Source organism: Halorubrum sp. 48-1-W, from assembly GCF_003287355.1.
Lineage (GTDB): Archaea > Halobacteriota > Halobacteria > Halobacteriales > Haloferacaceae > Halorubrum.
The window spans coordinates 29,882-50,655 of the sequence record NZ_QMIM01000016.1 but is presented as its reverse complement, the minus strand read 5'-3'; the positions used below and the strand labels follow the sequence as shown (position 1 = coordinate 50,655).

At 70.8% G+C, this 20,774-nt stretch carries 21 protein-coding genes; 9 read left to right on the top strand and 12 right to left on the bottom strand.

Features of this window, described 5'->3' with window-relative positions; translation table 11 throughout:
- The first annotated feature begins 26 nt into the window (after positions 1 to 26).
- The 3 genes from dnaJ to DQW50_RS08390 all read left to right on the top strand — a co-directional run bounded on the left by dnaJ (position 27) and on the right by DQW50_RS08390 (position 2,447).
- A complete protein-coding gene (dnaJ, locus tag DQW50_RS08400) occupies positions 27 to 1,187 on the top strand; it encodes a molecular chaperone DnaJ (RefSeq protein ID WP_112078842.1) in 1,161 nt (386 codons plus the stop codon).
- Between the two features lie 161 nt (positions 1,188 to 1,348).
- Complete coding sequence (locus DQW50_RS08395) at positions 1,349 to 1,669, top strand: cupin domain-containing protein (RefSeq protein ID WP_112078841.1); 321 nt, start codon at positions 1,349 to 1,351, stop codon at positions 1,667 to 1,669.
- Positions 1,670 to 1,679: 10 nt separating this feature from the next.
- On the top strand, positions 1,680 to 2,447 hold the full coding sequence (locus tag DQW50_RS08390) for an AMP-binding protein (protein WP_112078895.1): 768 nt from the start codon (positions 1,680 to 1,682) through the stop codon (positions 2,445 to 2,447).
- 34 nt (positions 2,448 to 2,481) lie between these two features.
- Here the strand turns inward: DQW50_RS08390 and DQW50_RS08385 are convergent, their stop codons facing one another.
- Positions 2,482 to 3,771: a glycoside hydrolase family 68 protein gene (locus DQW50_RS08385; RefSeq protein ID WP_112078840.1), complete on the bottom strand. Its 1,290-nt coding sequence runs from the start codon at positions 3,769 to 3,771 to the stop codon at positions 2,482 to 2,484.
- A 132-nt stretch (positions 3,772 to 3,903) separates the two neighbouring features.
- On the opposite strand from DQW50_RS08385, the gene DQW50_RS08380 reads away from it, so the two are divergent.
- Together DQW50_RS08380 and DQW50_RS08375 are read left to right on the top strand one after the other, a co-directional pair.
- A complete protein-coding gene (locus DQW50_RS08380; RefSeq protein WP_112078839.1) occupies positions 3,904 to 4,401 on the top strand; it encodes an NYN domain-containing protein in 498 nt (165 codons plus the stop codon).
- 50 nt (positions 4,402 to 4,451) lie between these two features.
- Complete coding sequence (locus tag DQW50_RS08375) at positions 4,452 to 4,844, top strand: zinc ribbon domain-containing protein (protein ID WP_112078838.1); 393 nt, start codon at positions 4,452 to 4,454, stop codon at positions 4,842 to 4,844.
- A 49-nt stretch (positions 4,845 to 4,893) separates the two neighbouring features.
- Here the strand turns inward: DQW50_RS08375 and DQW50_RS08370 are convergent, their stop codons facing one another.
- The 6 genes from DQW50_RS08370 to dapA all read right to left on the bottom strand — a co-directional run bounded on the left by DQW50_RS08370 (position 4,894) and on the right by dapA (position 11,215).
- The gene (locus DQW50_RS08370; RefSeq protein WP_112078837.1) at positions 4,894 to 6,117 is read right to left on the bottom strand and encodes a M20/M25/M40 family metallo-hydrolase; all 1,224 of its coding nucleotides are present in this window, start codon (positions 6,115 to 6,117) and stop codon (positions 4,894 to 4,896) included.
- A complete protein-coding gene (locus DQW50_RS08365; protein WP_112078836.1) occupies positions 6,114 to 7,088 on the bottom strand; it encodes a diaminopimelate epimerase in 975 nt (324 codons plus the stop codon). Before DQW50_RS08365 ends, DQW50_RS08370 begins: the two co-directional genes overlap by 4 nt.
- Entirely contained in the window at positions 7,085 to 8,452 is a 1,368-nt protein-coding gene (gene lysA, locus DQW50_RS08360; RefSeq protein WP_112078835.1) for a diaminopimelate decarboxylase, read from the bottom strand. Before lysA ends, DQW50_RS08365 begins: the two co-directional genes overlap by 4 nt.
- Positions 8,449 to 9,288: a 2,3,4,5-tetrahydropyridine-2,6-dicarboxylate N-succinyltransferase gene (locus tag DQW50_RS08355; RefSeq protein WP_112078834.1), complete on the bottom strand. Its 840-nt coding sequence runs from the start codon at positions 9,286 to 9,288 to the stop codon at positions 8,449 to 8,451. The genes lysA and DQW50_RS08355 overlap by 4 nt, the downstream gene beginning before the upstream one ends.
- Positions 9,289 to 9,377: 89 nt before the next feature.
- Positions 9,378 to 10,226, bottom strand: coding sequence for a 4-hydroxy-tetrahydrodipicolinate reductase (dapB, locus tag DQW50_RS08350; RefSeq protein WP_112078833.1), 849 nt, complete (start codon positions 10,224 to 10,226; stop codon positions 9,378 to 9,380).
- The gene (gene dapA, locus DQW50_RS08345) at positions 10,223 to 11,215 is read right to left on the bottom strand and encodes a 4-hydroxy-tetrahydrodipicolinate synthase (protein ID WP_112078832.1); all 993 of its coding nucleotides are present in this window, start codon (positions 11,213 to 11,215) and stop codon (positions 10,223 to 10,225) included. Before dapA ends, dapB begins: the two co-directional genes overlap by 4 nt.
- A gap of 334 nt (positions 11,216 to 11,549) precedes the next feature.
- On the opposite strand from dapA, the gene DQW50_RS08340 reads away from it, so the two are divergent.
- Positions 11,550 to 13,937, top strand: a complete 2,388-nt coding sequence (locus DQW50_RS08340; RefSeq protein ID WP_112078831.1) for a GH32 C-terminal domain-containing protein — start codon at positions 11,550 to 11,552, stop codon at positions 13,935 to 13,937.
- An 83-nt stretch (positions 13,938 to 14,020) separates the two neighbouring features.
- Here the strand turns inward: DQW50_RS08340 and DQW50_RS08335 are convergent, their stop codons facing one another.
- Positions 14,021 to 15,295, bottom strand: coding sequence for a CynX/NimT family MFS transporter (locus DQW50_RS08335; RefSeq protein ID WP_112078830.1), 1,275 nt, complete (start codon positions 15,293 to 15,295; stop codon positions 14,021 to 14,023).
- Positions 15,296 to 15,438: 143 nt separating this feature from the next.
- Between DQW50_RS08335 and DQW50_RS08330 the strand changes: the two genes are divergently transcribed.
- From DQW50_RS08330 to DQW50_RS08320, 3 genes are all read left to right on the top strand, one after another.
- Complete coding sequence (locus DQW50_RS08330; RefSeq protein ID WP_112078829.1) at positions 15,439 to 16,260, top strand: HD domain-containing protein; 822 nt, start codon at positions 15,439 to 15,441, stop codon at positions 16,258 to 16,260.
- A 173-nt stretch (positions 16,261 to 16,433) separates the two neighbouring features.
- Positions 16,434 to 17,720: an MFS transporter gene (locus DQW50_RS08325; RefSeq protein ID WP_112078828.1), complete on the top strand. Its 1,287-nt coding sequence runs from the start codon at positions 16,434 to 16,436 to the stop codon at positions 17,718 to 17,720.
- 68 nt (positions 17,721 to 17,788) lie between these two features.
- Positions 17,789 to 18,298, top strand: a complete 510-nt coding sequence (locus DQW50_RS08320; protein ID WP_112078827.1) for a PUA domain-containing protein — start codon at positions 17,789 to 17,791, stop codon at positions 18,296 to 18,298.
- 5 nt (positions 18,299 to 18,303) lie between these two features.
- Here the strand turns inward: DQW50_RS08320 and DQW50_RS08315 are convergent, their stop codons facing one another.
- The 4 genes from DQW50_RS08315 to DQW50_RS08300 form a co-directional block, all read right to left on the bottom strand.
- Entirely contained in the window at positions 18,304 to 18,516 is a 213-nt protein-coding gene (locus tag DQW50_RS08315; protein WP_112078826.1) for a hypothetical protein, read from the bottom strand.
- A gap of 61 nt (positions 18,517 to 18,577) precedes the next feature.
- Positions 18,578 to 19,606, bottom strand: coding sequence for a presenilin family intramembrane aspartyl protease PSH (locus DQW50_RS08310; RefSeq protein WP_112078825.1), 1,029 nt, complete (start codon positions 19,604 to 19,606; stop codon positions 18,578 to 18,580).
- 329 nt (positions 19,607 to 19,935) lie between these two features.
- Positions 19,936 to 20,364, bottom strand: coding sequence for a CoxG family protein (locus tag DQW50_RS08305; RefSeq protein ID WP_112078824.1), 429 nt, complete (start codon positions 20,362 to 20,364; stop codon positions 19,936 to 19,938).
- Between the two features lie 148 nt (positions 20,365 to 20,512).
- On the bottom strand, positions 20,513 to 20,737 hold the full coding sequence (locus DQW50_RS08300; protein ID WP_112078823.1) for a FaeA/PapI family transcriptional regulator: 225 nt from the start codon (positions 20,735 to 20,737) through the stop codon (positions 20,513 to 20,515).
- Positions 20,738 to 20,774: the final 37 nt, after the last annotated feature.

Below are 20,774 nucleotides of genomic sequence, written 5' to 3'. Positions count from 1 at the left end.
CCACGAGTACACCACCAACGCAACGCATGAGCGAGGACTTCTACGACGTCTTGGGTGTCTCCCGGGACGCCAGCGAGGACGAGATCAAGAAGGCGTACCGGAAGAAGGCCGCGAAACACCACCCCGACGTCAGCGACGACGACGACGCCGAGGAGCGGTTCAAGAAGATACAGAAGGCCAAGGAGGTGCTCACGGACGAACAGAAGCGCCAGCAGTACGACCAACTCGGCCACGAGCGGTTCACCGAGGCGGACAAACACGGTGCGACCGGCGGGGCCGGACCAGGCGGTGCTGGTGGCCCGTTCGGCGGCGCGGGTGGTGCCGGCGGCTTCGAGGACATCTTCAACCAGTTCTTCGGCGGTGGCGGCGGTCCGGGCGGCCGGGGCGGCCGCCGGGACGACCGCCCGCGGCAGGGATCGGACCTCCGGACGGGCCTCACCGTCGACCTCGAGGAGGCGTTCGAAGGGACCGAAAAGCAGTTCACGATCACGCGACCCACCCGGTGTGACACCTGCGGAGGCGACGGGCACCCGCCGGACGCCGACGTGCGTACTTGTCCGCAGTGTAACGGGCAGGGGCAGGTCCGACAGGTCCAGCAGACGCCGCTCGGGCGCGTCCAACAGACCTCGACGTGCCCGCGGTGTGAGGGCGCGGGCGAGGTGTACAGCGAGGACTGTCCCGACTGCGGCGGCGACGGGATCGTCCGCGAGGAGGCCACGCTCACCGTCGAGGTGCCGGCCGGGATCCGATCGGGACAGAGCCTCCGGATGGAACGCGAGGGGGCGCCCGGCGAGAACGGCGGCCCGAACGGCGACCTCCTGATCGAGGTCGACGTCGACGTCGGCGACCACTTCGAGCGCGACGGCGACGACCTCCGCGTCAACGAAGCGATCTCGTTCCCGCAGGCGGTCTTCGGCGACACGATCGACGTCGAGACCGTCGACGGCACCGTCGAGATGGACGTGCCTGCGGGGACCCAGAGCGGCGAGACGTTCCGGCTGAAGGGGAAGGGGATGCCCCGGCTCCGGCGGCGCGGCCGCGGCGACCTCTACGTCCAGGTGGCCGTCGTCGTCCCCGAGTCGCTCAACGAGGAGCAGCGCGAGGCGCTGGAGGCGTTCGCGGAGGCAGGCGGCGAGGACATCGACGTCGGCGGCGGCTTCTTCGAGAAGCTGAAGAGCTCCTTCTGATCGGGTCGTCGCGCCCCTAGCCCCCTCGTCGTGTCCCCAACCGACGCGTCGTGTCCCCAACCGACGCGTCGTGTCCCCAACCAACGCGTCGTGTCCCCAACCAACGCGTCGAAACCGGATCCGAGGGTAGGTTTTTCGGGATGGCGCCCCCACCGTGTGGTATGGGCTACGACGAAGTCACCTACACCGACGTCGAACCGAAAGCGCCCGGCATGTACTTCCTGCGCGAGGCGCTCGACTGCGCCGAACTCGGCGTGACCGTCGTCGAGGGCGACGCCGACTGGGACGGGATGGAACACGACCACGCCGAGAACGGCCAGGAGGAGGTGTACCTCCTCCTCGAGGGCGAGGCCACGCTCGACGTCGAGGGCGAGTCGGTCGCCCTCACTGCCGGCGATGCGGTCCGGGTCGACCCCGAGTCGAACCGCACGCTCTCGTTCGAGGTGGACGGCTCCCGGATGGTGGTCGCGGGCGCGCCCTGAGGTGGCGTCGATCGACGTCGTCGGCGACCTCCTCGCGCGCGACCGGCGGAGCCGAGACCCCGCGCTCGTCACGCCCGACGGCAGTGAGCGGACCGCACACGACCTGATCACCAACGCGTACAAGGCTGCGAACGTGCTCCGGTATCTCGGCGTGCGCGAGGGGTCGACGGTCGCCATTGACCCGACGCCGGGGCTCCACACCGCGCTGGCGTTCCTCGGGGCTGCCGGCCTCGGCGCGGCGGTCCGCTTCGACCCCACAGCGGGCGCCGAGGCGGGCGACCGCGTCGTGGTGGTTCCCGTCGCGGCCGAGCCGACGATCGACCCGTCGCCCGGAACGAACCTCACCGCGTTCGGCGGGCCGCCGGAGCGTCCCGAGACGACACACTGGGAGCAGGAGCTCTGGAGCGAGAACCCCGCCACGCCGCCGTCGACCGTCTCGCCGGACGACCCCGTCGTCCGCGACGACCGCGGAACCGTCTCGCACGGGCGTCTCGTCGGCGCGGCGGCGGCCGTGGCGACGGATCGCGGGATCGACGCCGGCACGCGGGTCGTCCTGCGCACCTCGTTCGCGGACCCGCGGGCGCTCGCTGTGGGCGTGATCGCGCCGCTCTCCGCGGGCGGCGTGGTCGTCCTCGAGGGTCGACCGGAGAAGGCGACTAAAGAAACGGAGACCGGATCGGAACCTCGCGGGGATCTGGCGGTCGTCGACGGCGCGGATGCGGACCCGCCCGAGCCCGCCCGGGTCGACGTGGCGTCGTTGCCGGCGCTCGACGGCTGAAGCGGGACGGGGATCGACGGGGCTCTCGGAACGGCTACGACCGGTAGGAACCGCCCTGCCCGTCGGTCCCGCGCAGTCGACCGCCGAGATCGACCGGCGAGAGTTCCTCCGACGGGAGCGGGAGCGACCCGTGCCGGAGGGTCCCGAGCAGCTCGGTCCGGTCGCCGTCGAGGTCGATCCGGAGGGTCGGCGCGAGGGTTCCGCCGAAGCGCCGGCGCTGCTCGCTCTCGGGCAGGTCCGCGATCCCGTCGAGGCTCTCTCCGACGTACTCGTAGTAGTTGAAGAAGCTCACCACGAGTACCTCGTCGCCGTGGTCGTAGGCGGTCCAGGAGTACGACTGGAACGGCGCGTTCGCGGGGTTTGTCGCGACCAGCCCGTGACCGTTCAGCGGCCGGTACGCGCCGCGGAGGTCGTCGGCGACGAAGCCGTACAGGGCGTCGTACCCGACGATCCCCGGCGCGAACGTGTGCTGGTGACTGGAGACGAACAGGTAGTAGGTGCCGTCGCGGACGACGAGGTGGGGACGTTCCAGCTCCTGGTTGACGCAGACGGCGTCGAGGAGCGGCGGCTCCAGCTCCCAGTCGATCGGGTCGCCCGTCGGCGAACGCGCGATCCCGACGCTCCCGTTGAAGTTCCCAGCCTCGACGTCGCCGCCACAGGGGTCCGCTCCCTCCGGTGTCGGCGTGTTCGCCTCGAAGAGGAGGTACGTCTCGCCGGTCTCGAGGTCCTCGAAGAACCACGGGTCACGGAAGGTGTAGGTCATCCCTCGCGATTGATCCGGTCGTTCGTAGCGATCGCCGTCCGGTTCCAGCAGGATCCGATGGTCCCACTCGCCGTCGATCCGGAGCCCGTCGTCCTCGACGTCGACGGTTCCGCCGGTCGCGACCGCGATCCGCTGGGTGTACGAGAGGTCATCCTCGCCGCGCTCACCCGCGGCGGTGTAGAAGGCGTAGACGTCGCCGTCGTCGTACATCGTGGATCCGGCCCACTGCCGGGAGCCAAGCGCGTCGCCCGAAAAGAGCGGCCCGCCGTGGCTCCACGACTCGCCGTCCCGCGAGGTGAAGTAGTGGATCGACGCCACGTCGTGGCGCTTGCCCGGAAGCAGGTCGTCGGTCGTCGTGAGCGCACAGACGACGCGGTACCCGTCGTTCTCCGCGAGGCTCCCGTCGCGGTTCCGCAGCGGCCACGTGTCCCAGACGTGGTACCCCTCGAACCGATCCGTCTCCGGGGGGTAGATCACCGGCGCGACGGTCCCGTCGGTGCGTTCGATCCGGCCAGCGGCCTCCCGAGTCCAGGTGGCGCGGCCGTCGCGGTCGGTCGTCATACCGGCCGTTCGACGCTCGGATAAAAAACGGTTACTACACCCGTTGAAAATCGGCTGGACGGGGCGTGTCGGGTTCGACGAACGCTCGCGGCGGATCCCAAAACCCTAATCGATGCCGACGGTCGGTCACGTATGGTCGACATTCATCCCGCACAGCGCGTCGGCGTCCTCGCCGACTCACAGAACCTCTATCACTCCGCACAGAGTCGGTACTCTCGGAACATCGACTACTCGGCGCTGCTCGAGGAGGCGGTCCGCGACCGGGCGTTGGTCCGGGCCATCGCCTACGTGATCCGCGCCGACTCGCCGGAGGAGGAGAGCTTCTTCGAGGCGCTCCGCGACATCGGCTTCGAGGCCAAGATCAAGGACATCAAGACGTTTGCCGACGGCTCGAAGAAGGCCGACTGGGACGTGGGGATGAGCCTGGACGCGGTGACGCTCGCCAGCCACGTCGACACCGTGGTGTTGTGTACCGGCGACGGCGACTTCGCCCGCCTCTGTTCGCACCTCAGACACGAGGGCGTCCGCGTCGAAGCGATCGGTCTCGGCAGCTCCACGGCCGACGAGCTGGTCGATGCCGTCGACGAGTTCGTCGACATCGACGAACACGAGGACCGCTTCCTGTTGTGATCGGGGATCCCCCGGAAAGCCTTTGTCCACGACGGTTCTGAGCCGAACTGATGCCCTCCGACGACAGCGGGACGGAGTACTCCGTCTTCGGCGGCGACTCGACCGACGACGAACCACCGGGTGCCGGCTCCGCCGACAACGACACCACCGACGACGGCCCCGGACCCGGTAGAGCGGCGTACGACGAGGGGACCCGCGCCTGGAACGAGAGCCGTGCCGACCCCGATCCGGAGACGCTCGGCTCGGACGGCGATCCGGGCTGTCCCAAATGTGGTAGCGAGGCGACCGAAGCCGACGAGATCGCGACGAGCGGCACCGGCCTCACGAGGCTGTTCGACGTCCAGAACCGGCGGTTCGTCGTCGTCTCGTGTGCGAACTGCGGCTACTCGGAGCTGTACAAGGGCCAGTCGAAGGGCAACGCGATCGACTTCTTCGTCGGGTAGCCCGCGTCGATCCGCGTCCGTCCGATCCGCGTCCGTCCGATCCGCGGGCTCAAGCGAGAACGCGATCGAGGGCGTTCGCGACCGTCACGGCCGCGGCCTCGACCTCACGGACCCTGACGTACTCGCGTTCGGCGTGCGCCACCGCGCCCGCGTCGTCCGCGAGGTCACCCGGGCCGAAGACGACCGTGGGTGTCGGCGCGAAGTACGACGCCTCCGTGGCCGCGCCGAACGGGCGGACACCGCCGCCGCGGCTCCCCGGGAGTCCCACGTCCGCGGTCGCCGTCCGTGCCGCCTCCGCGACGGTCTCGACGAACTCGTGGTCCGGGTCGGTCGAGAACGCCTCGAAGAACGGGGAGTCGCGGTCGGTGAGCGCGACGTCGACGTCGACGCTCGCCGTGCCCCCGTCCATCGCGCCGACCGCCTCCCGGACCGCCTCCTCGAGGCCGGTCCGGAACCCCGCCGCGGTCTCGGGCGGGACGCTCCGCCGGTCGACCGTGACCGCGCAGTCGGCGGGGACCTGGTTCGTCGCCCCGCCGCCCTCGATGACCGTCGGCGTGAGCTTCGACAGCCCGAGCTGGGGGTGCTCGTCCGTCCCCTCGTCGAACCGACGGATCGCGGCGAGCGCCCCCTCTACAGCTGTGACCGCGTTCGCGCCGGCGAACTCGGCGGCGTGTGCCGCCTCCCCCGAGAGTTCGACGCGCCCCTGGAACCGCCCCTTCGCGGCCGTACACACGTCGAGGCCGGTCGGTTCGCCGACGAGGTACAGGTCGCCCTCGAGCCGGTCCGCGGTCCCCGAGAGCTTCCCGGTCAGCGCCGCGGCCCCGAGTGAGAGCGTCTCCTCGTCGGGAGTCACCGCCAGCGTGAGCCGTCCGCGATCCGGCTCGGCCCTGAGGAACCCGTACAGGAGCGCCGCGAGCGGCCCCTTGGCGTCACACGCCCCGCGACCGCGGATCACGTCGGCCGAGTCGTCGGATTCTCCCGCCTCCGGACCAGTCGCTGTGCGGTCGCGCTCGAACGCGACGTGTGGGGTGACGGTGTCGATGTGAGTGTTCGCGACGACGTGCGGACCCTCCTCGGGAGCCGGCGAGGCCTTCTCCGCGATGACACAGCCGGCGTCGTCGACCGCGGCGTCGACGCCGAAGCGCTCGAGCGTCCGCACGAGCAGTCGACGCATCTCCGCGACGTCCTCGTGGGAGGGGGTCGCGACGGCCTCCGCGAGGAACTCGACGGGATCGAAGTCGATCCCTCCGAGCGTGGACGACGCGTCGGTCATCGCGGATCCGCCGCGATCCGCCCGGAGAACTCGCGGGCGACCGGCCCGGTCAACGTCGCGTGGTCGTCGTCCGGGACCGTGATCTCCAACTCGCCGCCCGGCGGCCGGGTCACGGCGGTGTCGCCGTCGATCAAGCCCAGCCGGCGGGCGACCGCAACGACCGCGACCGCGCCGGTGCCGCACGAGCGCGTCTCGCCCTCGACGCCGCGCTCGAAGGTGCGCTGATCGATGACTGCCGGCTCGTCGCGACCGTCCCGGCTCCCGCCGTTCTCGCCTTTACCGCCCGCGTCGACCACGGCGGCCAGGTTCACGTTCGCGCCCTGGGGGAAGACGTCCGCGTGTCTGACCGGCGGTGCGACCGCGTCGATGTCGACGGTGTCGATCCCGTCGGGGTCGCCACGGCCCCCCTCGAGGAACGCCACGGCGTGCGGAACGCCGGTGTCGACGGCGGTGACGGTGAGCCCCCCGACCGCCTCCTCGACGAGTGGCTCCTCGCGGTCGACGGGCACCGTCGTCGGGTCGAACCGCGGCGTCCCCATCTCGATCGTCACCTCGCTCCCGTCGGGGCTCACGGTCGCCCGGCGCGTCCCCGCCTGCGTGTCGATCATGAACTCGTGTTCGCCGGTCCGGTCGTGCGCCCACCGGGCGACGACGCGCGCGCCGTTGCCGCACATGGCGGCCGTCGAGCCGTCCGGCTGGACGAGCGTCATCACGACGCGGGTCGGGCGGTAGCGCTCGCCGAGCTCTAAGAAGAGGACGCCGTCCGCCCCACGGCGACCGGCGTGGTCGTCGTTCGGGTCGTCCGTCGCCGGGATTCCGTCGTCGACCGTGTCGGCCGAGACGCCCGTCTCGCGGTCACAGTACGCCCGGGCGAACACGGCGCGGTCGCCGACGCCCTCGCCAGCGTCGACAACGAGGAAGTCGTTGCCCGTGCCGTGGTACTTCTCCACCGGAACGGCGTGGGTGCTCATCGCTTCCCCCCCGGCGACTCCCGCTCGACAGTCGTGAGGTCCGCGACCAGCTCGCGCCGCCGGACGACCGACGCCTCCCCGTCCGCGAGCGCGACCTCCGCGGGCCGCGGCCGCGAGTTGTACTGGTTCGCCATCTCGTACCCGTACGCGCCCGCGACGCCGACCGCGAGGAGGTCCCCGCGGGCCGGTCGCGCCATCGCGCGTCCCGTACAGAAGGCATCGCCGGTCTCACAGATAGGTCCTGCGACGGTGGCGGGTTCGACCCCCCGATCCGCCGGGGCCGGCTCGCCGTCGGCCCCGCCGAGGTTCCGGATCGGGTGGTAGGCGTCGTACATCGCGGGCCGGAGGAGGTCCGTCATCCCGGCGTCGACGCCGACGACGGTCTCCGCCGGCGTCGGCTTCACCGTGTTCACCCGCGTCAGGAGGACGCCCGCGTCGGCGACGACGTATCGCCCGGGTTCGACCGCGAGCGTGAGCCCGCCGAGGTCGCCGACCGCGTCCCGCGTCGCCTCCGCGACGGCGGGCAGATCGAGCGGCTCGTCGTCCTCGCGGTAGGGGACGCCGAACCCGCCCCCGACGTCGACGTACTCGAGGTCGAGGGGGTCCGCCCCCCGTGAGCCCGCGTCGTCGGCCGGTTCCACACCGATCAGCTCCCGGGCGAGGTCGCCCATCCGCGAGACGAGCTCCCGGTGGCTGTCGAGCTGGTCGGGGTCGATCCCGGAGCCCGCGTGCGCGTGGACCCCGACCACGTCGAACCGCTCGGCTGACTCGCGGGCGACCCGCACGGCACGCCCGTAGGGGACGCCGAACTTGGGGGCCGAACCGGTGGTGACCTTCTCGTGGTGGCCCGCGCCGACGCCGGGGTTCACCCGGAGACAGAGCCGGCCGTCGTAGCCCCGTTCGGCGAGCCGGTCGAGGGTGTCGACCGCGCCGGCCGTGACCGTGAGGGCCGGTTCCGACTCCGCGACATCGACGACGTAGTCGAGGTCGCGGGCGGGCGGGTTGACCGCGGTGTAGTGGAGCCGGTCGCCGTCGAAGCCGGCCGCGAGCGCGCGGTCGAGTTCCCCGGCGGAGGCACACTCGGCGTCGAGCCCCGCGTCGCGAACGGTCTCCAACACCGCACGGCCGGTGTGTGCCTTGACCGCGTACCGCACGTCCGCGTCGGGGAACGCTGCGAGCAGGCGCTCGCAGTTCTCACGAACCCGATCGAGGTCCTGGACGTACAGCGGGGTGTCGTGCTCGTCGGCCAGGTCGTGGAGCCGGCCGGCGTCCCAGTCGTCCGTCCGTCGGACGGTGGGGTTCGCGTCGGACTCGTCTCCGCCGGAGGCGTTCGCGTCGGGTCCACCCCCTTCGGTCGCCGTCATTCCCGGAGCGCCCCCTCGCGCCGCGTCGCCTCGAGCGTCTCCTCCTCGACGTGTGTAGCGACGACCGCGGGCTTGTACGCGCCGCCCTCGAAGAGGTCGTGGTCGCCGACGGAGGACTCGACCATCCGCGCGAACGCCCGCCGCTCGGCGGGGAGGTGGCCGTAGATGACCTCCTCCTCGACGAGGTCGTAGACGGGGATCCGCGGGGTCAGGAGGGTGTTCTCGCCGACGATGGAGCCCTCGCCGACGCGGAACCCGGAGGTGACCCGACAGCCGGCACCGAGCGAGACGCCGTCCTCGATCACGACGGGTGCGTCCTCGATCGGCTCCAGGACGCCGCCGATCAGCGTGTTCGCGCCGAGCTTTACCTCCGCGCCGACCTGCGCGCAGGAACCGACGGTGTCACAGGAGTCGACGAGGGTCCCGTCGCCGACGTACGCGCCCATGTTGAGGAACGCCGGGCTCATCACGATACAGTCGCTCCCGAGGTACGCGCCGGGGCGGAGGACGGTGCCGTCGGGCGTGTTCCGGGTGCCGCGTTCGGCGAGGTCGGCGGTGTCCCGCAGCGGTAACACGTCGTAGTAGATCACGCCGCCGTACTCGCGGGGCTCCGTCCCGCGGAGCGCGAAGTTGAGCAGGATCCCGCGTTTGACCCACTCGTTGGCTTCCCAACTCGTCACGTCTCTCCCAGTCTTCTCGGCGGCGCGGACCTCGCCGGCCTCCAGTGCTGCGAGGAAGTCGTCGAGGACCGCCACGTCGTCGGCGGTCGTCTCCACAGCCGAGAGCCCGTCCTCGTATCGCCGCCAGAGGTCGGACACGTCGGATTCGAGCGTCATTACTCCCCCTGACGCCGACCGGCGGTATTTATTCGTCGATGTGTGTCCATGGGTACCTCACTCATCGTGTTCGCCGGCTCGTCGACCGCTCACCGGTCCGTCCCCTCGTCCCGCGTCGGCGGGGCCGACCCCCCGCCGAGCACGTCGTCGAAGTCGTATCGGCCGGGAGCGCGGCCCGAAAGCCACACGGCGGCGTCGAGCGCCCCCTCCGCGAACACGCCGCGGTCGCCGGCGCGGTTCGTGAGCGAGAGCGTCTCGTGGTTGCCCGCGAGCAACACCTCGTGTTCGGCGGTCACGTCGCCGGCGCGTCTCGCGTGGACGCCCACCTCGCCGGGCTCGCGGGGCGCGTCGCCCTCGCGGCCGTGGACCCGGCGGTCGAGGTCCCCGCGGACCGACTCCACGTCGTCGAGGAGCGTCTTCGCCGTCCCCGACGGGGCGTCCCGCTTCCCGTTGTGGTGGGTCTCGGTCACCTCCACGTCGTAGCCGGGGACCGCCGCGACCGCCTCGCGGACCGCCCGGCGGAGCGCGGCGAGCCCGCGCGCGAAGCTCGACGCCTTCAGCAGGGGGACGCGCTCGCTCAGGGCCCGGAGCTGTGCCGTCCCGTCGGAGTCGAAGCCGGTCGTCCCGATGACGACCGCCACGCCGGCGTCCGCGGCGGTCTCGGCATACGCGACGGCCGACGCGGGTCCCGTGAAGTCGACGAGCACGTCGGGGTCGGTTTCGTCGAGCAGTTCGGCGAGCCGGGCCGCGTCCGCGACCTCGACGCCCGCGACCGGGTCCGTGGCGGTGCGGTTGACCGCGACCGCGACCGTCACGCCCTCCCGGGCCGTCGCGGCCTCGATCACCTCCCGACCCATCCGGCCGCCCGCGCCGGTGACGGCGATCCGGAGGTCCCCGGCGCTCGCCCCGCCATCGCCCGTGTCGCCCCGGGCCGTCATTCGACACCCCCCGCCGTCCCGGTCGCAACCGGTGTCCCCTCCTCCCCCTCGTACTCCGCGAGCAGTTCCCGGAGCGACTCGCGACGCTCCGCGGAGAGCCGGGTGAGCGGCGACCGGACGTGCGGGCCGCCACGGCCGCGGATGTACATCGCCTCCGTCACCGGGATCGGGTTCGTCTCGGCGAACAGCTCGCGGACCAGCGGGGCGAGCTCGTGGTGGAGCTCGCGCGCGCGACCGTAATCGCCCGAGAGCGCCGAGCCGACCATCGCACACGCGCGCTCCGGCTCGACGTTCGCGACGACGCTTATCGTGCCCGTCCCGCCGACGGAGAGCGTCGGGAGGGTCAGCCCGTCGTCGCCCGAGAGCACGGAGAACTCCTCATCGCGGGTCCGCTCGATCACCTCGCTGATCCGGTTCAAGTCGCCGGAGGCGGCCTTGTACCCCTGGACGTTCGGATGGCTCGCGAGCTCGACGGCGACGTCGACGGGGATCGACCGCCCGGTCCGCGAGGGGACGTTGTAGACGATCTGCGGGAGGTCGACCGCGTCCGCGACCGTCCGGTAGTGCTCTAAGAACCCCTCGGGCTCCGGCTTGTTGTAGTACGGGGAGATGAGCAGGAGCCCGTCCGCGCCCGCCTCCACAGCCCGGCGGGAGAGCGAGAGCGCCTCGGCGGTGTTGTTCGAGCCCGTGCCCGCGATCACGGGCACGCCGTCGACGGCGTCACGAACGGTCTCGACCACCTCGATGTGCTCGTCGTGGGTCATCGTCGCCGACTCGCCGGTGGAGCCGACGGGGACCACCCCGTCGACGCCCGCCCGCTCGAGGTAGCGGGCGTTCTCGGCGAGCCGGTCGTGGTCGATCCCGTTTTCGTCCGTGAACGGGGTCGTCATCGCGGGGTACACCCCCTCGAAGGGTTCGTCGGTCGGTTCTCGGTCGGTGTCGTCGCGGTCGGTCGTGTACGGTGTCGTCGTTGTCGTAGCGTTCGTCATCGGTGTCGTGGTGTCGGTCGCGTCGTCGCGGGTCGGTCGTCGGAACGGCTGTACTCGTCGTGAAACGATGTGCGTCGGGGGTCGTCCGGGACGGGGTCGCCACTCCCGCCTGTGGACGCGTCACGTGCGTTTCTTCGAGAAGAGCCGCGTCGCTGTCGGCGGTCGCGAGCCGAGCGACGACGCGGTTCGAGTCACGCTCCCGGATACGGGAATCGGTGGCTTATATGTGTTGTCTCCGACGGAATCTGCCACCCGCGGTCCCCCCGGTTCGCAGACGGGTTCGACGTCGCGCGGTGGAGAACGGTTTTTACAACGAGCGTGGTAACTTCGGATCATGTCCGAGATCGAGGCCCGCCTCGGGTTCCTCGTCGAGCGGTCCGTGGACGAGGGACGCACGACAGCGGAGGCGACGGACGGCTGGGGCGCAGACGGAAACGTGGAGACGGCCGGAAACGTGGAGGCAGTGCCGACCGGCGAGGAGCCCACAGCCGCGCTCGCGTTCGCCCGCAGGGTGGTGGGCGACGTCGAGACGGTGCCGCTCGCGGCGGTCGCCGTCGGCGACGTCGACCTCGACCGGTTCGACGCGCTCTGGTGGCACGCCTACGACCCCGTGAGCGACCCCGCGACCGTCGCCGACTGTGCGGGACCGATCCGGACGTTCCTCGCCGACGGCGGCGGGCTGTTCTGTTCCGCGCGGGCGCTCGCGCAAGTGAGTGCGCTCGGGATCGACCCCGTTCCGCCGGATGCGACGGGGACCGAGGAGGTGAGCGAGCCCGTCGGCCCGCTGTGGCACCCGCTGTACGCCGGCCACCCCGCGGTCGACGGGCTCGAGGGGCTCCGTCACCACATCCGGCCCGCGGGCTCGACCGCCCCGTACGCGCGATACGAGGACGTGCTCCCGGAGCGGGCCGACGTGCTGGCGTCCACCTACCGCGGCGTCGAGGACGTTCCCCGGGAGGCGACCGTGCTCCAGTGGCGGATCGGCTCGGGGACCGTCTTCGGCGTCGGCGTCGGCATGGAGTTCGCCCAGCACGACGACGAGACGACCGAGGCGACCCGCGAGCGCTTCACGGCCGACGTGCTCCGGTGGCTCGCCGGCGCGAGCGAGTACGACACCGCGCTCGCGACGGGCAGACCGAAGAGCGGTCGAGAGCTCGCGCGCTACCGCGACGCGCTCTCCGGGGACCGCGACCGTCCCGCCTACCACGTCACCCCGCCGGTCAACTGGCTCAACGACCCCAACGGACTGATCCATCACGACGGGACGTACCACCTCTTCTACCAGTACAACCCGGCCGGCCCGTACCACCACTCGGTCCACTGGGGCCACGCCGTGAGCGAGGACCTCGTCCGCTGGGAGGACCGTCCCGTGGCGATGTCTCCCGACCCGAGCGGACCCGACCGGGACGGTTGCTGGTCGGGCTGTGCGGTCGCCGTCGACGTGCTCGAAGGGTCGGACGGCGAGACGCGGCGCGTCGTCCCGGCGGGTGGGCCGGACGGCGGCCCCGACACCCCCGTTGAGGCCGCGGACGCCGACGCGGTCTACGCGCTCTACACCGGCGGACGCGACGGGTGGCAGCGCCCGTGTCTCGCGACCGCGACCGACGCCGACCTGACGGGCTTCGAGGCCGACGGGGCGAACCCGGTCGTCCGGTCGCCGCCGCCCGAACTGGACCTGCTGTCGACGCCCGGCGAGCCCGCGCACTTCCGGGACCACTGTTTGTGGTACGAGGCCGACCGGTGGCACCAACTGATCGGCGCGGGCCTCCAGGACCGCGGCGGCGCTGTGGTGTTGTACACCAGCCGAGACCTCCGCGAGTGGACCTACGATGGCCCGGCCCTCGTGACCGCGGAGGCCGAACCGGGCGTCGTCTGGGAGTGTCCGGAGCTGTTGCGGTTCCCCGACGGCGACCTCCTCCACGTCTCCGACTACGAGGACGTGCGGTACTTCCTCGGGACCTTCGACGCCGACGACGACCGGTTCCGCGTGGACGACGAGGGGACCCTCGATCCCGGCGCGTTCTACGCCCCGCAGTCGCTCTCGACGCCGGACGGCCGGACGGTAACCGTCGGCTGGCTCCGCGAGGAACGGTCGGCAACGAGCCAGTGGGACGCCGGCTGGTCCGGGGCGATGAGCCTCCCGCGCGAGGTGGCCGTCGTCGACGGCGAACTCCGACAGCGACCCGCACGGGAGGTCGACCGTCTCCGCGGGACGCGGCTGGTTAACGAAACGCGGACCGTCGGACCGACCTCGGACCGACTCGACGTGACCGTCGAGGCGTTCGAGGTCCGGGCCCGCCTCGACCCCGGCGACGTGGTCGTCGCGCTCCGGGTTCGGGAGTCGCCGGACGGCGCGGAACGGACGACGGTCCGGGTCGGCTGCGACCGGATCGTCGTCGACCGCTCGGAGAGCAGTCTCGACCGCGACGCGCGGGACGCGCCGGTCGGCGTGGCCGTCGACGACCTCGAGCGTCCCCTCGACGTCCGCGTCTTCGTCGACGCCTCCGTCCTCGAGGTGTTCGTGAACGGGCGGCGGGCGCTCGCGACGCGGATCTATCCGACGCGTCACGACGCGACCGGCGTCTCGCTTTCGACCGTTCCGAGCGGGACGGTGACCGACCCCGAATCCCCGGAGCGCGTCGAGGTCGACCTCTCGGTGTGGCGGATGGCGGGCGCGTGGCCGATCGGTAGCGACGGGCTCCGGCGGGCCGACCCCCGGTAGGTCGCGGGGGCGACTCGATCCGGACGGGCAGGGTCCGGGCTCCGGACGTCCGGTCGGGAGTCGTCGGTTCCCCCGTCGGTCCGTCACCGACGTTCCGAGGCGGTCAGCACGCCCCCGGCGACGGCGATCCCGACGCCGCCGGCTGCGAGTATCCCGAACCCGGGGCCGTACGAGCCGGTCGCGTCGTACAGCGTCCCGACGAGCACCGGCCCGGCGAACCCGCCGATCTCGCCGACCGCGAAGATGAACCCCACCGCCGTCCCCGTCAGCCTGGACCCGATCCCCTCGAGGTCCGGCGGGATCGTCCGGATCAGCGGCGAGAGCCCGCCGGTTCCCACCCCGGCGACGGCGATGCCGACGACCGCCAGGGCCCCGGTGTCACCCGCGATCAGCGCTGCGATCCCGAGGAAAGCCACGCCGCCGGACGCTGTGAGCGCGGGCCGCCTGACCGTAAACCGGTCCGCCAGCTCGGGGATCCCGAGGACACCCACGACGTAGGCGACGACGAACAGGCTCGTCGACCGTCCGGCGAGGGCCGCCGACAGCCCGCGCGACTCCAAAAACGTCGGGAGCCACCCCTGTATCCCGTGGTTGATCAGCAGGAACATCGTCCCGACCACGACGACCAGCCGAAGCTCGCGGTGGGTGAGCACGAGTCGGAGGTCGGCTGTTAGCGACCCGAGGTCGAACGCCTCCCCGTCACCTGTCCCGCCGGCGTCTCCGTCACCAGTCCCGCCGGCGTCTCCGTCACCAGTCCCGCCGGCGTCCGCGTCGTCGACGCCGGTCCGGATCGCGACGAGGAGCCAGACCGCCCCGTAGGCGACCGCGACGACGCCGCTCCAGAGGAACAGCGGTCGCCACCCGCCGAGGACGGGACCCAGAACGGGTCTGCCGACGGCGAAGACGCCCGCGGATCCCGCCGAGGCGGCGACGAGGTAGAGCGCCGTCGGTCGGCCGGTCCGATCGGGGGGAAACAGCACGGAGACGAGCTTCGGAAGCCCGAACGTGACGGCCGTCGCGCCGACGCCCATCGCCAGCGTGAACGCCAGCAGGGAGGCGAACCCGGGGGCGACGCTCCGGCCGATCTGCCCGCCGCCGTAGACCAGGACCCCCACGCCGATGGCCCTCCCCGGACCCAGTCGGTCAACGGCGAGCCCGGAGAACAGCGCGACGGGGACGTACGTCAGCGGGATCGCCCCCGCGAGGACGCCCGCCTGCGTGTTCGTCAGTCCCACGTCGTCGATGATCGTCGGGAGGTACGCGGGCAGCGAGAACCAGACGAACATCAGACAGGTGTAGCTCGCGCTCGCGGCGAGGGTCATCCCGTACTCCCGGCGACCGACGACCCGTCGCGACATCGATGGGCCGTCCTCTCGCGGGGACGCTGGTATAGGTTGGCGTACCGGAACGGGTGGGGAACGCTTCGGAGGTCGCCCGATACCGACGACGAATACCGACCGGACCACACCCTTTTGTCGCCCCGTCGCGTCGGAGTTATCCCATGACGAAGGCGGCCGACGACGCACGCGCCGAAAGACAGGAGTACGACCCGGACGCCGATCACCCGTTCCCAGACGGCCGGATCAACGAGGTGCTCGAGCGGCTCGAGACCGACCCGGAGGTCACGACGTACCTCGAGGCACAGAACGTCAACGCGGTCGCCCGGAAGGGGTACAACGACCACGGGACGAAACACGTCGAGATCGTCCGTGACCGCGCGCTCAAGCTCTACGAACTGCTCAAGGCCAACGACGTCCAGTTCAACGGGGCCCGCCAGCAGGGGCTCGACGAGGCCGACGAGCCGGTCATCATCGTGCTCGCGGCGACGCTTCACGACGTCGGCCACGTGGTCCACCGCGACGACCACTCCTACTACTCGATCCCGTTGGCGGCCGACGTGCTCGACCGGCTGTTGCCGGAGTTCTACGACGTCCCCGAGCACGTCCGCGTGAAGTCGGAGGTGCTCCACGCGATCCTGTGTCACCACACCGAGGAGCAACCGCTGACCCGGGAGGCGGGCGTCATCCGGATCGCCGACGGACTCGACATGGAGCGTGGCCGCTCGCGGGTCCCCTACGAGAAGGGTGGCCGCGGGATCAACACCGTCTCCTCGCAGGCGATCGAGTCCGTGATCCTCCGTTCCGACGAAGAGAACCCCGTCCAGGTGGAGATCCGGATGAACAACGCCGCGGGCGTCTACCAGGTGGACTCGCTCCTGAAGGCCAAAGTCGAGGGCTCCCTGCTCGAAGACGACGTCCGGATCGTCGCGATCAACACCAAGGAGAACGGCGAGGGGTCGCTCGTCGAGCGGATCGAGCTGTAGTCCGGTACCGTCACTGTGCTCCGACACCGTCTCGCCGTGCTCGACGCCGAGCCGTCGCGACGGTTGGGACCGACCCGTCGCCGGGATCGGCGACGACGACGGAACCCAGCAGGGACCGCCGGGTCGCCCGGCCTTTAATACGTGGACCCCCTCGGGCGAGTCGATACCCGGACGTGGCCCGCTTCGGAAACTCGGTACGGCTCCTCGGCAACGCGGAGTTCGCGTCGCTCGCCGGGACCGCCTTCGCGCGTAGCCAGGCGTACTCGACCATACTCATCGCGCTCGCGCTGTACGCCGACCTCTTCGGGACCACCGGCTTCGTCGAGGGGCTCTTCGGAACCGCCTTCGCAGCCGTACAACTGCTCGTCGTCCTCCCGCTCGGGCGAGCGATCGACACGGGCAACTCCAAGCGCTTCCTGCTCGCCGGGTTCCTGATCAACGTCGTCGTCTTCGTGGGGTTCGCGTTCGTCTCGAGCCCCGTCCACGTGATCCTCGTGCGGATGCTCCAGGGGCTCGGCGCGAGCGTCCTCTGGATCACCGGCGCGACGATAATCGGCGAGATCAGTCCCGACGACGAACAGGGGCTCTGGCTCGGGTCGTACAATCAGTTCGCGTCGGTGTCCTCGCTCATGGGTGACCTCCTCGGGGGCTATCTGCTGTACGCGTACGGGTTCACCGAGACGTACGCGGTGCTCTCTTTGATCACGCTCGTGAGCTTCCTCCTCGTCTACCGCTTCCTGCGGGACAACCCGGGAGGACGGACCGACCCCGAGGCGGTCGGGGGGATCGAGACGTTCCGGTCGCTCCTGGCGTTACCGATGCTCCGCTCGCTCGTCGTCTTCCGGTTCACCTTCAGCGTCGGCAAGATGGCCGTTATCATCTTCCTCCCGATCTACGCGCGGACGACGTTCGGCATCTCGGCGTTCGCGATCGGGTGGATCATGGCCGGCGGGAAGGCGACGAAGGCGGTCACACAGGGGTTCGTGGGCGACCTGACTGACCGGTACGGGCGGCGACACGCCTTCGTCGCGACCGGGGCCCTGCTGTACGGGGTCGGTACCGCCGCGATCCCGCTGGCCGTCTACTTCGAGGGGACGGTCGACCCGGTCACCGTCTCGTACTTCGGCGACTCCCAGACGCTCGGCGGGGCCTTCTTCGCGCTGTTCACCGCCTACTCGCTTCTCGGCGTCGCCGACTCGATCCGGCTGCCCGCCAGTATGTCGCTCTTCGTCGACGAGGGCGAGCGTCACGACTCCGTCGCCAGTGCGATGTCGTTGCGCTCCATCTCTTGGAAGATCGGACAGGTGGTCGGGCCGGTGCTCGTCGGGACGACGATGGACTTCACCACGACCGAGACGGGCTTTCTGCTCGCAGCGGGCTTCATCGGGTTCGCCACGACGCTCTTCGTCGTCCAAGCGCGACGGGCAGCGGCGAAGGCTCCGGACGGGACCGTGGCGTGACGGCCGGCCCTACCGGTGACGGTCGGCCGTATCGGAACCGATTTGCGCGCGGCGGCGGTACCGCGCCCATGAGCGACAGCGAGGACCTCGCCGACCTGCGGACCGGTGCGGACTACCAGTTCGGGTCGGGGGCCGGGGAGGCGCTCTTCCCGCCCGAGGAACCGGTCACGATCCGCCGGTCCAGCGGGGGGCGACCCCGACAGGTGATCGCCGGCGACGTCGACGACACCCCGGGGAGCAGCGAGGGCGACCGGATCGTCACCTACGGGACCGACGGGCGGTTCACCCTCGGCGAGGTCGGTGCGAGGCGGATACGCCGGGTGTCCCCCGCGCCCGCCCATCGCGTCGTCGTCGGCGAGGAGAGCGAGCCGTTCGTCCGCGACGGGCGGAACGCCTTCGCGAAGTTCGTGACCGCGGCTGACCGCGGGATCCGGCCGGGCGACGAGGTCCTCGTCGTCGACGGCGACGACGCCCTGTTCGCGGCCGGGCGCGCGGAGCTGTCGGGCGCGGAGGCGCTCGCGTTCGACAGCGGCGTCGCGGTGAAGGTCCGTCACGGGGTCTCGGACGACCGGGAGTGAACCACTCACGACCGGGCGAGCGCGACGACCCACACGGCCAACGTGACCGCGAGCAGGAGTCCCGTGACGACCAGCAGGTCGACGAAGGTGGGGAGCGTCTTCGGGATCCACGGGACGATGCCGGCGTAGTACGCCGCGGTCGAGACGAGCGCGAGGAAGAACGCACCCGTCGTGAGGGTCGCGAGGGGGTATCGGCGGGGGATGGCGGGGATACGCATACGTGGGACGTCCTTCGGGATCGACAAGAAATCCGTGGCCGTGGGGGGCAGTCCTCGACGCTTAAATCACGACGCCGAGCCCGAGCGCCTCGACGAGCGGGACGCCGGCGACGAGCGCTCCGAGCAGGTACCCGCCGATCGCCCCGCCGTTGAGCAGGGGTAACCCGGCGTGGGGTCGTCCCTTCATCACCCAGCGCAACAGGACGAGGAGGCCAGCGAGCGTGCCGACCATCGCGAAGAATGCCGGGAGGTTGAGTCCGACGAACGGGACCGAAAGCGCCGGGGCCGACGAGAAGGTGGCGGCACTGGCGACCATCACTGCCGGGATCACCGCGTCGCCGAGCCCGATGAAGAAGGCGTCACGCTCCTCGATGTCGGGAACGTCGACAGCGGTATCACGGTCGCCGTTGGTAGCAGTATCGCGGTCCCCGTCGGCAACGGGTTCGTCGGCGATCTCCCCGTTGTCGCTGTCGGCCGTCCCCGTGCCATCGTCGACCTCGTCGTCGATCTCCTCGTCCTCGAGGAGCGAGTAGGAGAGCGAAAGCGGGATCACGAGGACGACGGGGATGTTGAGGTCCATCACGCCCTCCGCGAGCGAGAGCATGTGTTCGGTGCCGTACACCGATATCGCGTCGTAGACGGCGAGGACCGTCAGGAGGACGAGCGCGGGTAAGATCCCGAAGGAGATCCCGAACAGTCCGGCCGCGCCCGCCCCCATCAACACCCCCGCAGTGTCGACCACGTACCACTCGGGGTGGACGAGGAGGCCGACCGCGACCGCGACCGCGGGGACGGCGGCGACGAGCGGCGGAGCGAACGCGGAGAACACGTACCACGAGAGCCACGCGGAGACGCCGACGATGAGGAGCCGGATCGCCCAGTCGAACTCGTAGCGGAACGCCGCGAGCATCAGCCCCGTCATGACCACGATAGCGAGGATGTACACCAGGCTGTTCGTCGGGTCCTGCGGGTCCTCGACGGGCTGGTAGCCGCTCTCCGTGAACTCGGGGACCAGCGCCAGCGCGCCCAGTTGGACGACGAGGAAGAGCCCGACGGCGAAGGCGACGCCTCGGTACTCGCGGGGGGACATTCGAACGAACGTTCTCTACAGAGACGTATCGTCCTTGCGTTTCGAGGACAGCGACGTCCCCGCCGTCGGCTCACGAACGTGAAAGACGGGCGCGGGAGGCGGGCGGGTGCGGGAGGCGGGCGGACGGGTGACGGCGCCGAACAGCGGACCCCCAGGCTGTATCGGGCCGTCGCCCGTGGTGGGACGGGTGCGGGTCGTTGTCGCCGAACTTCGACGAGAAAAGCGTCGAACTCCGGCAAGTCCAAGTATGGCTCCCTTGCGTATAAATCCACGGAGACCGGATCGAGCCGGATCGGTACCGGTTCGGGAAGGTTAGGAGCCGAGCGACGTCAGGCGTCGGCCGTCAGCGATCTGCGGAGTGCCTCCTCCAAGTTGTCGAGCTCCGCGTCGAAGTTCCGTTTGAAGAACGACTCGACGCCGGGCAGTTTCCCCTCGACGACGAACTCGTTCGCGAGCCGACAGCCCCCGTCGGTCCCCGTGATGACGTGTTCACCGGTCACCCGGAACGCGCTCGACCTCCCGACGAACTTCACCCGGTTCGGCGGGTCGCGTTCGACCTCCTCGGTGTCGACCGTGATCGTCGACCGGATCATCGGGATCGGGAGCGCGACGTGCCACGTCGCCGTTCCGTCCTCGTGGACCTCGAAGGTATCGACCACGCTGATCGCTCCTGCGCGCTTCTCCGCGTCCGAGATGAACGCCCACACGTCCTCGGCGGGGGCATCGAACTCGAACGTCCGGGAGACTCGGACGGTCATAGCTCCGCGTACGAACGGGGGGAGAATAAAAGGGTGGAATCACGGATCCGGCCGCCGGCTCCGGACGCGTTCGATCGGGCCCTCGCGTTCGATCGGGCCCTCGCGTTCGATCGGGCCCTCGCGTTCGGATCGCTCCCTGGGCGATTCCTCACCCCTGCGTCACGCGCCACGTCGTCGACCGGGCCCGACCCCACTTCTCGATCTCGATGTCGTCGGCCTTCTCGGCGAGCCGTGGTAGCCTGGAGCCGACCTGTTTGGCGGTGAGACCGATCGCGTCGGCGATCGTCTTCGAGCGGACGTATCGCTCGCCACGGGCGACGCCGTCCGTGAGATACGCGAGGATCCGCCGCTCCTCCTCGGTGTACTCGGTCATCGTCGAACGTTGGTGTCAGACGCGCTTAACGGTTTCT

What these genes read in the sequence shown, in the direction of transcription:
- DQW50_RS08320 (WP_112078827.1), top strand. Translation starts at nt 17,789, where the DNA reads ATGAGCGACAGCGAGGACCTCGCCGACCTGCGGACCGGTGCGGACTAC.
- DQW50_RS08380 (WP_112078839.1), top strand. Translation starts at nt 3,904, where the DNA reads ATGGTCGACATTCATCCCGCACAGCGCGTCGGCGTCCTCGCCGACTCA.
- lysA (WP_112078835.1), bottom strand. Translation starts at nt 8,452, where the DNA reads ATGACGGCGACCGAAGGGGGTGGACCCGACGCGAACGCCTCCGGCGGA.
- DQW50_RS08335 (WP_112078830.1), bottom strand. Translation starts at nt 15,295, where the DNA reads ATGTCGCGACGGGTCGTCGGTCGCCGGGAGTACGGGATGACCCTCGCC.
- DQW50_RS08300 (WP_112078823.1), bottom strand. Translation starts at nt 20,737, where the DNA reads ATGACCGAGTACACCGAGGAGGAGCGGCGGATCCTCGCGTATCTCACG.
- DQW50_RS08310 (WP_112078825.1), bottom strand. Translation starts at nt 19,606, where the DNA reads ATGTCCCCCCGCGAGTACCGAGGCGTCGCCTTCGCCGTCGGGCTCTTC.
- DQW50_RS08370 (WP_112078837.1), bottom strand. Translation starts at nt 6,117, where the DNA reads ATGACCGACGCGTCGTCCACGCTCGGAGGGATCGACTTCGATCCCGTC.
- DQW50_RS08330 (WP_112078829.1), top strand. Translation starts at nt 15,439, where the DNA reads ATGACGAAGGCGGCCGACGACGCACGCGCCGAAAGACAGGAGTACGAC.
- DQW50_RS08340 (WP_112078831.1), top strand. Translation starts at nt 11,550, where the DNA reads ATGTCCGAGATCGAGGCCCGCCTCGGGTTCCTCGTCGAGCGGTCCGTG.
- dnaJ (WP_112078842.1), top strand. Translation starts at nt 27, where the DNA reads ATGAGCGAGGACTTCTACGACGTCTTGGGTGTCTCCCGGGACGCCAGC.
- DQW50_RS08375 (WP_112078838.1), top strand. Translation starts at nt 4,452, where the DNA reads ATGCCCTCCGACGACAGCGGGACGGAGTACTCCGTCTTCGGCGGCGAC.
- dapA (WP_112078832.1), bottom strand. Translation starts at nt 11,215, where the DNA reads ATGACGAACGCTACGACAACGACGACACCGTACACGACCGACCGCGAC.
- DQW50_RS08315 (WP_112078826.1), bottom strand. Translation starts at nt 18,516, where the DNA reads ATGCGTATCCCCGCCATCCCCCGCCGATACCCCCTCGCGACCCTCACG.
- DQW50_RS08385 (WP_112078840.1), bottom strand. Translation starts at nt 3,771, where the DNA reads ATGACGACCGACCGCGACGGCCGCGCCACCTGGACTCGGGAGGCCGCT.
- DQW50_RS08395 (WP_112078841.1), top strand. Translation starts at nt 1,349, where the DNA reads ATGGGCTACGACGAAGTCACCTACACCGACGTCGAACCGAAAGCGCCC.
- DQW50_RS08305 (WP_112078824.1), bottom strand. Translation starts at nt 20,364, where the DNA reads ATGACCGTCCGAGTCTCCCGGACGTTCGAGTTCGATGCCCCCGCCGAG.
- dapB (WP_112078833.1), bottom strand. Translation starts at nt 10,226, where the DNA reads ATGACGGCCCGGGGCGACACGGGCGATGGCGGGGCGAGCGCCGGGGAC.
- DQW50_RS08365 (WP_112078836.1), bottom strand. Translation starts at nt 7,088, where the DNA reads ATGAGCACCCACGCCGTTCCGGTGGAGAAGTACCACGGCACGGGCAAC.
- DQW50_RS08355 (WP_112078834.1), bottom strand. Translation starts at nt 9,288, where the DNA reads ATGACGCTCGAATCCGACGTGTCCGACCTCTGGCGGCGATACGAGGAC.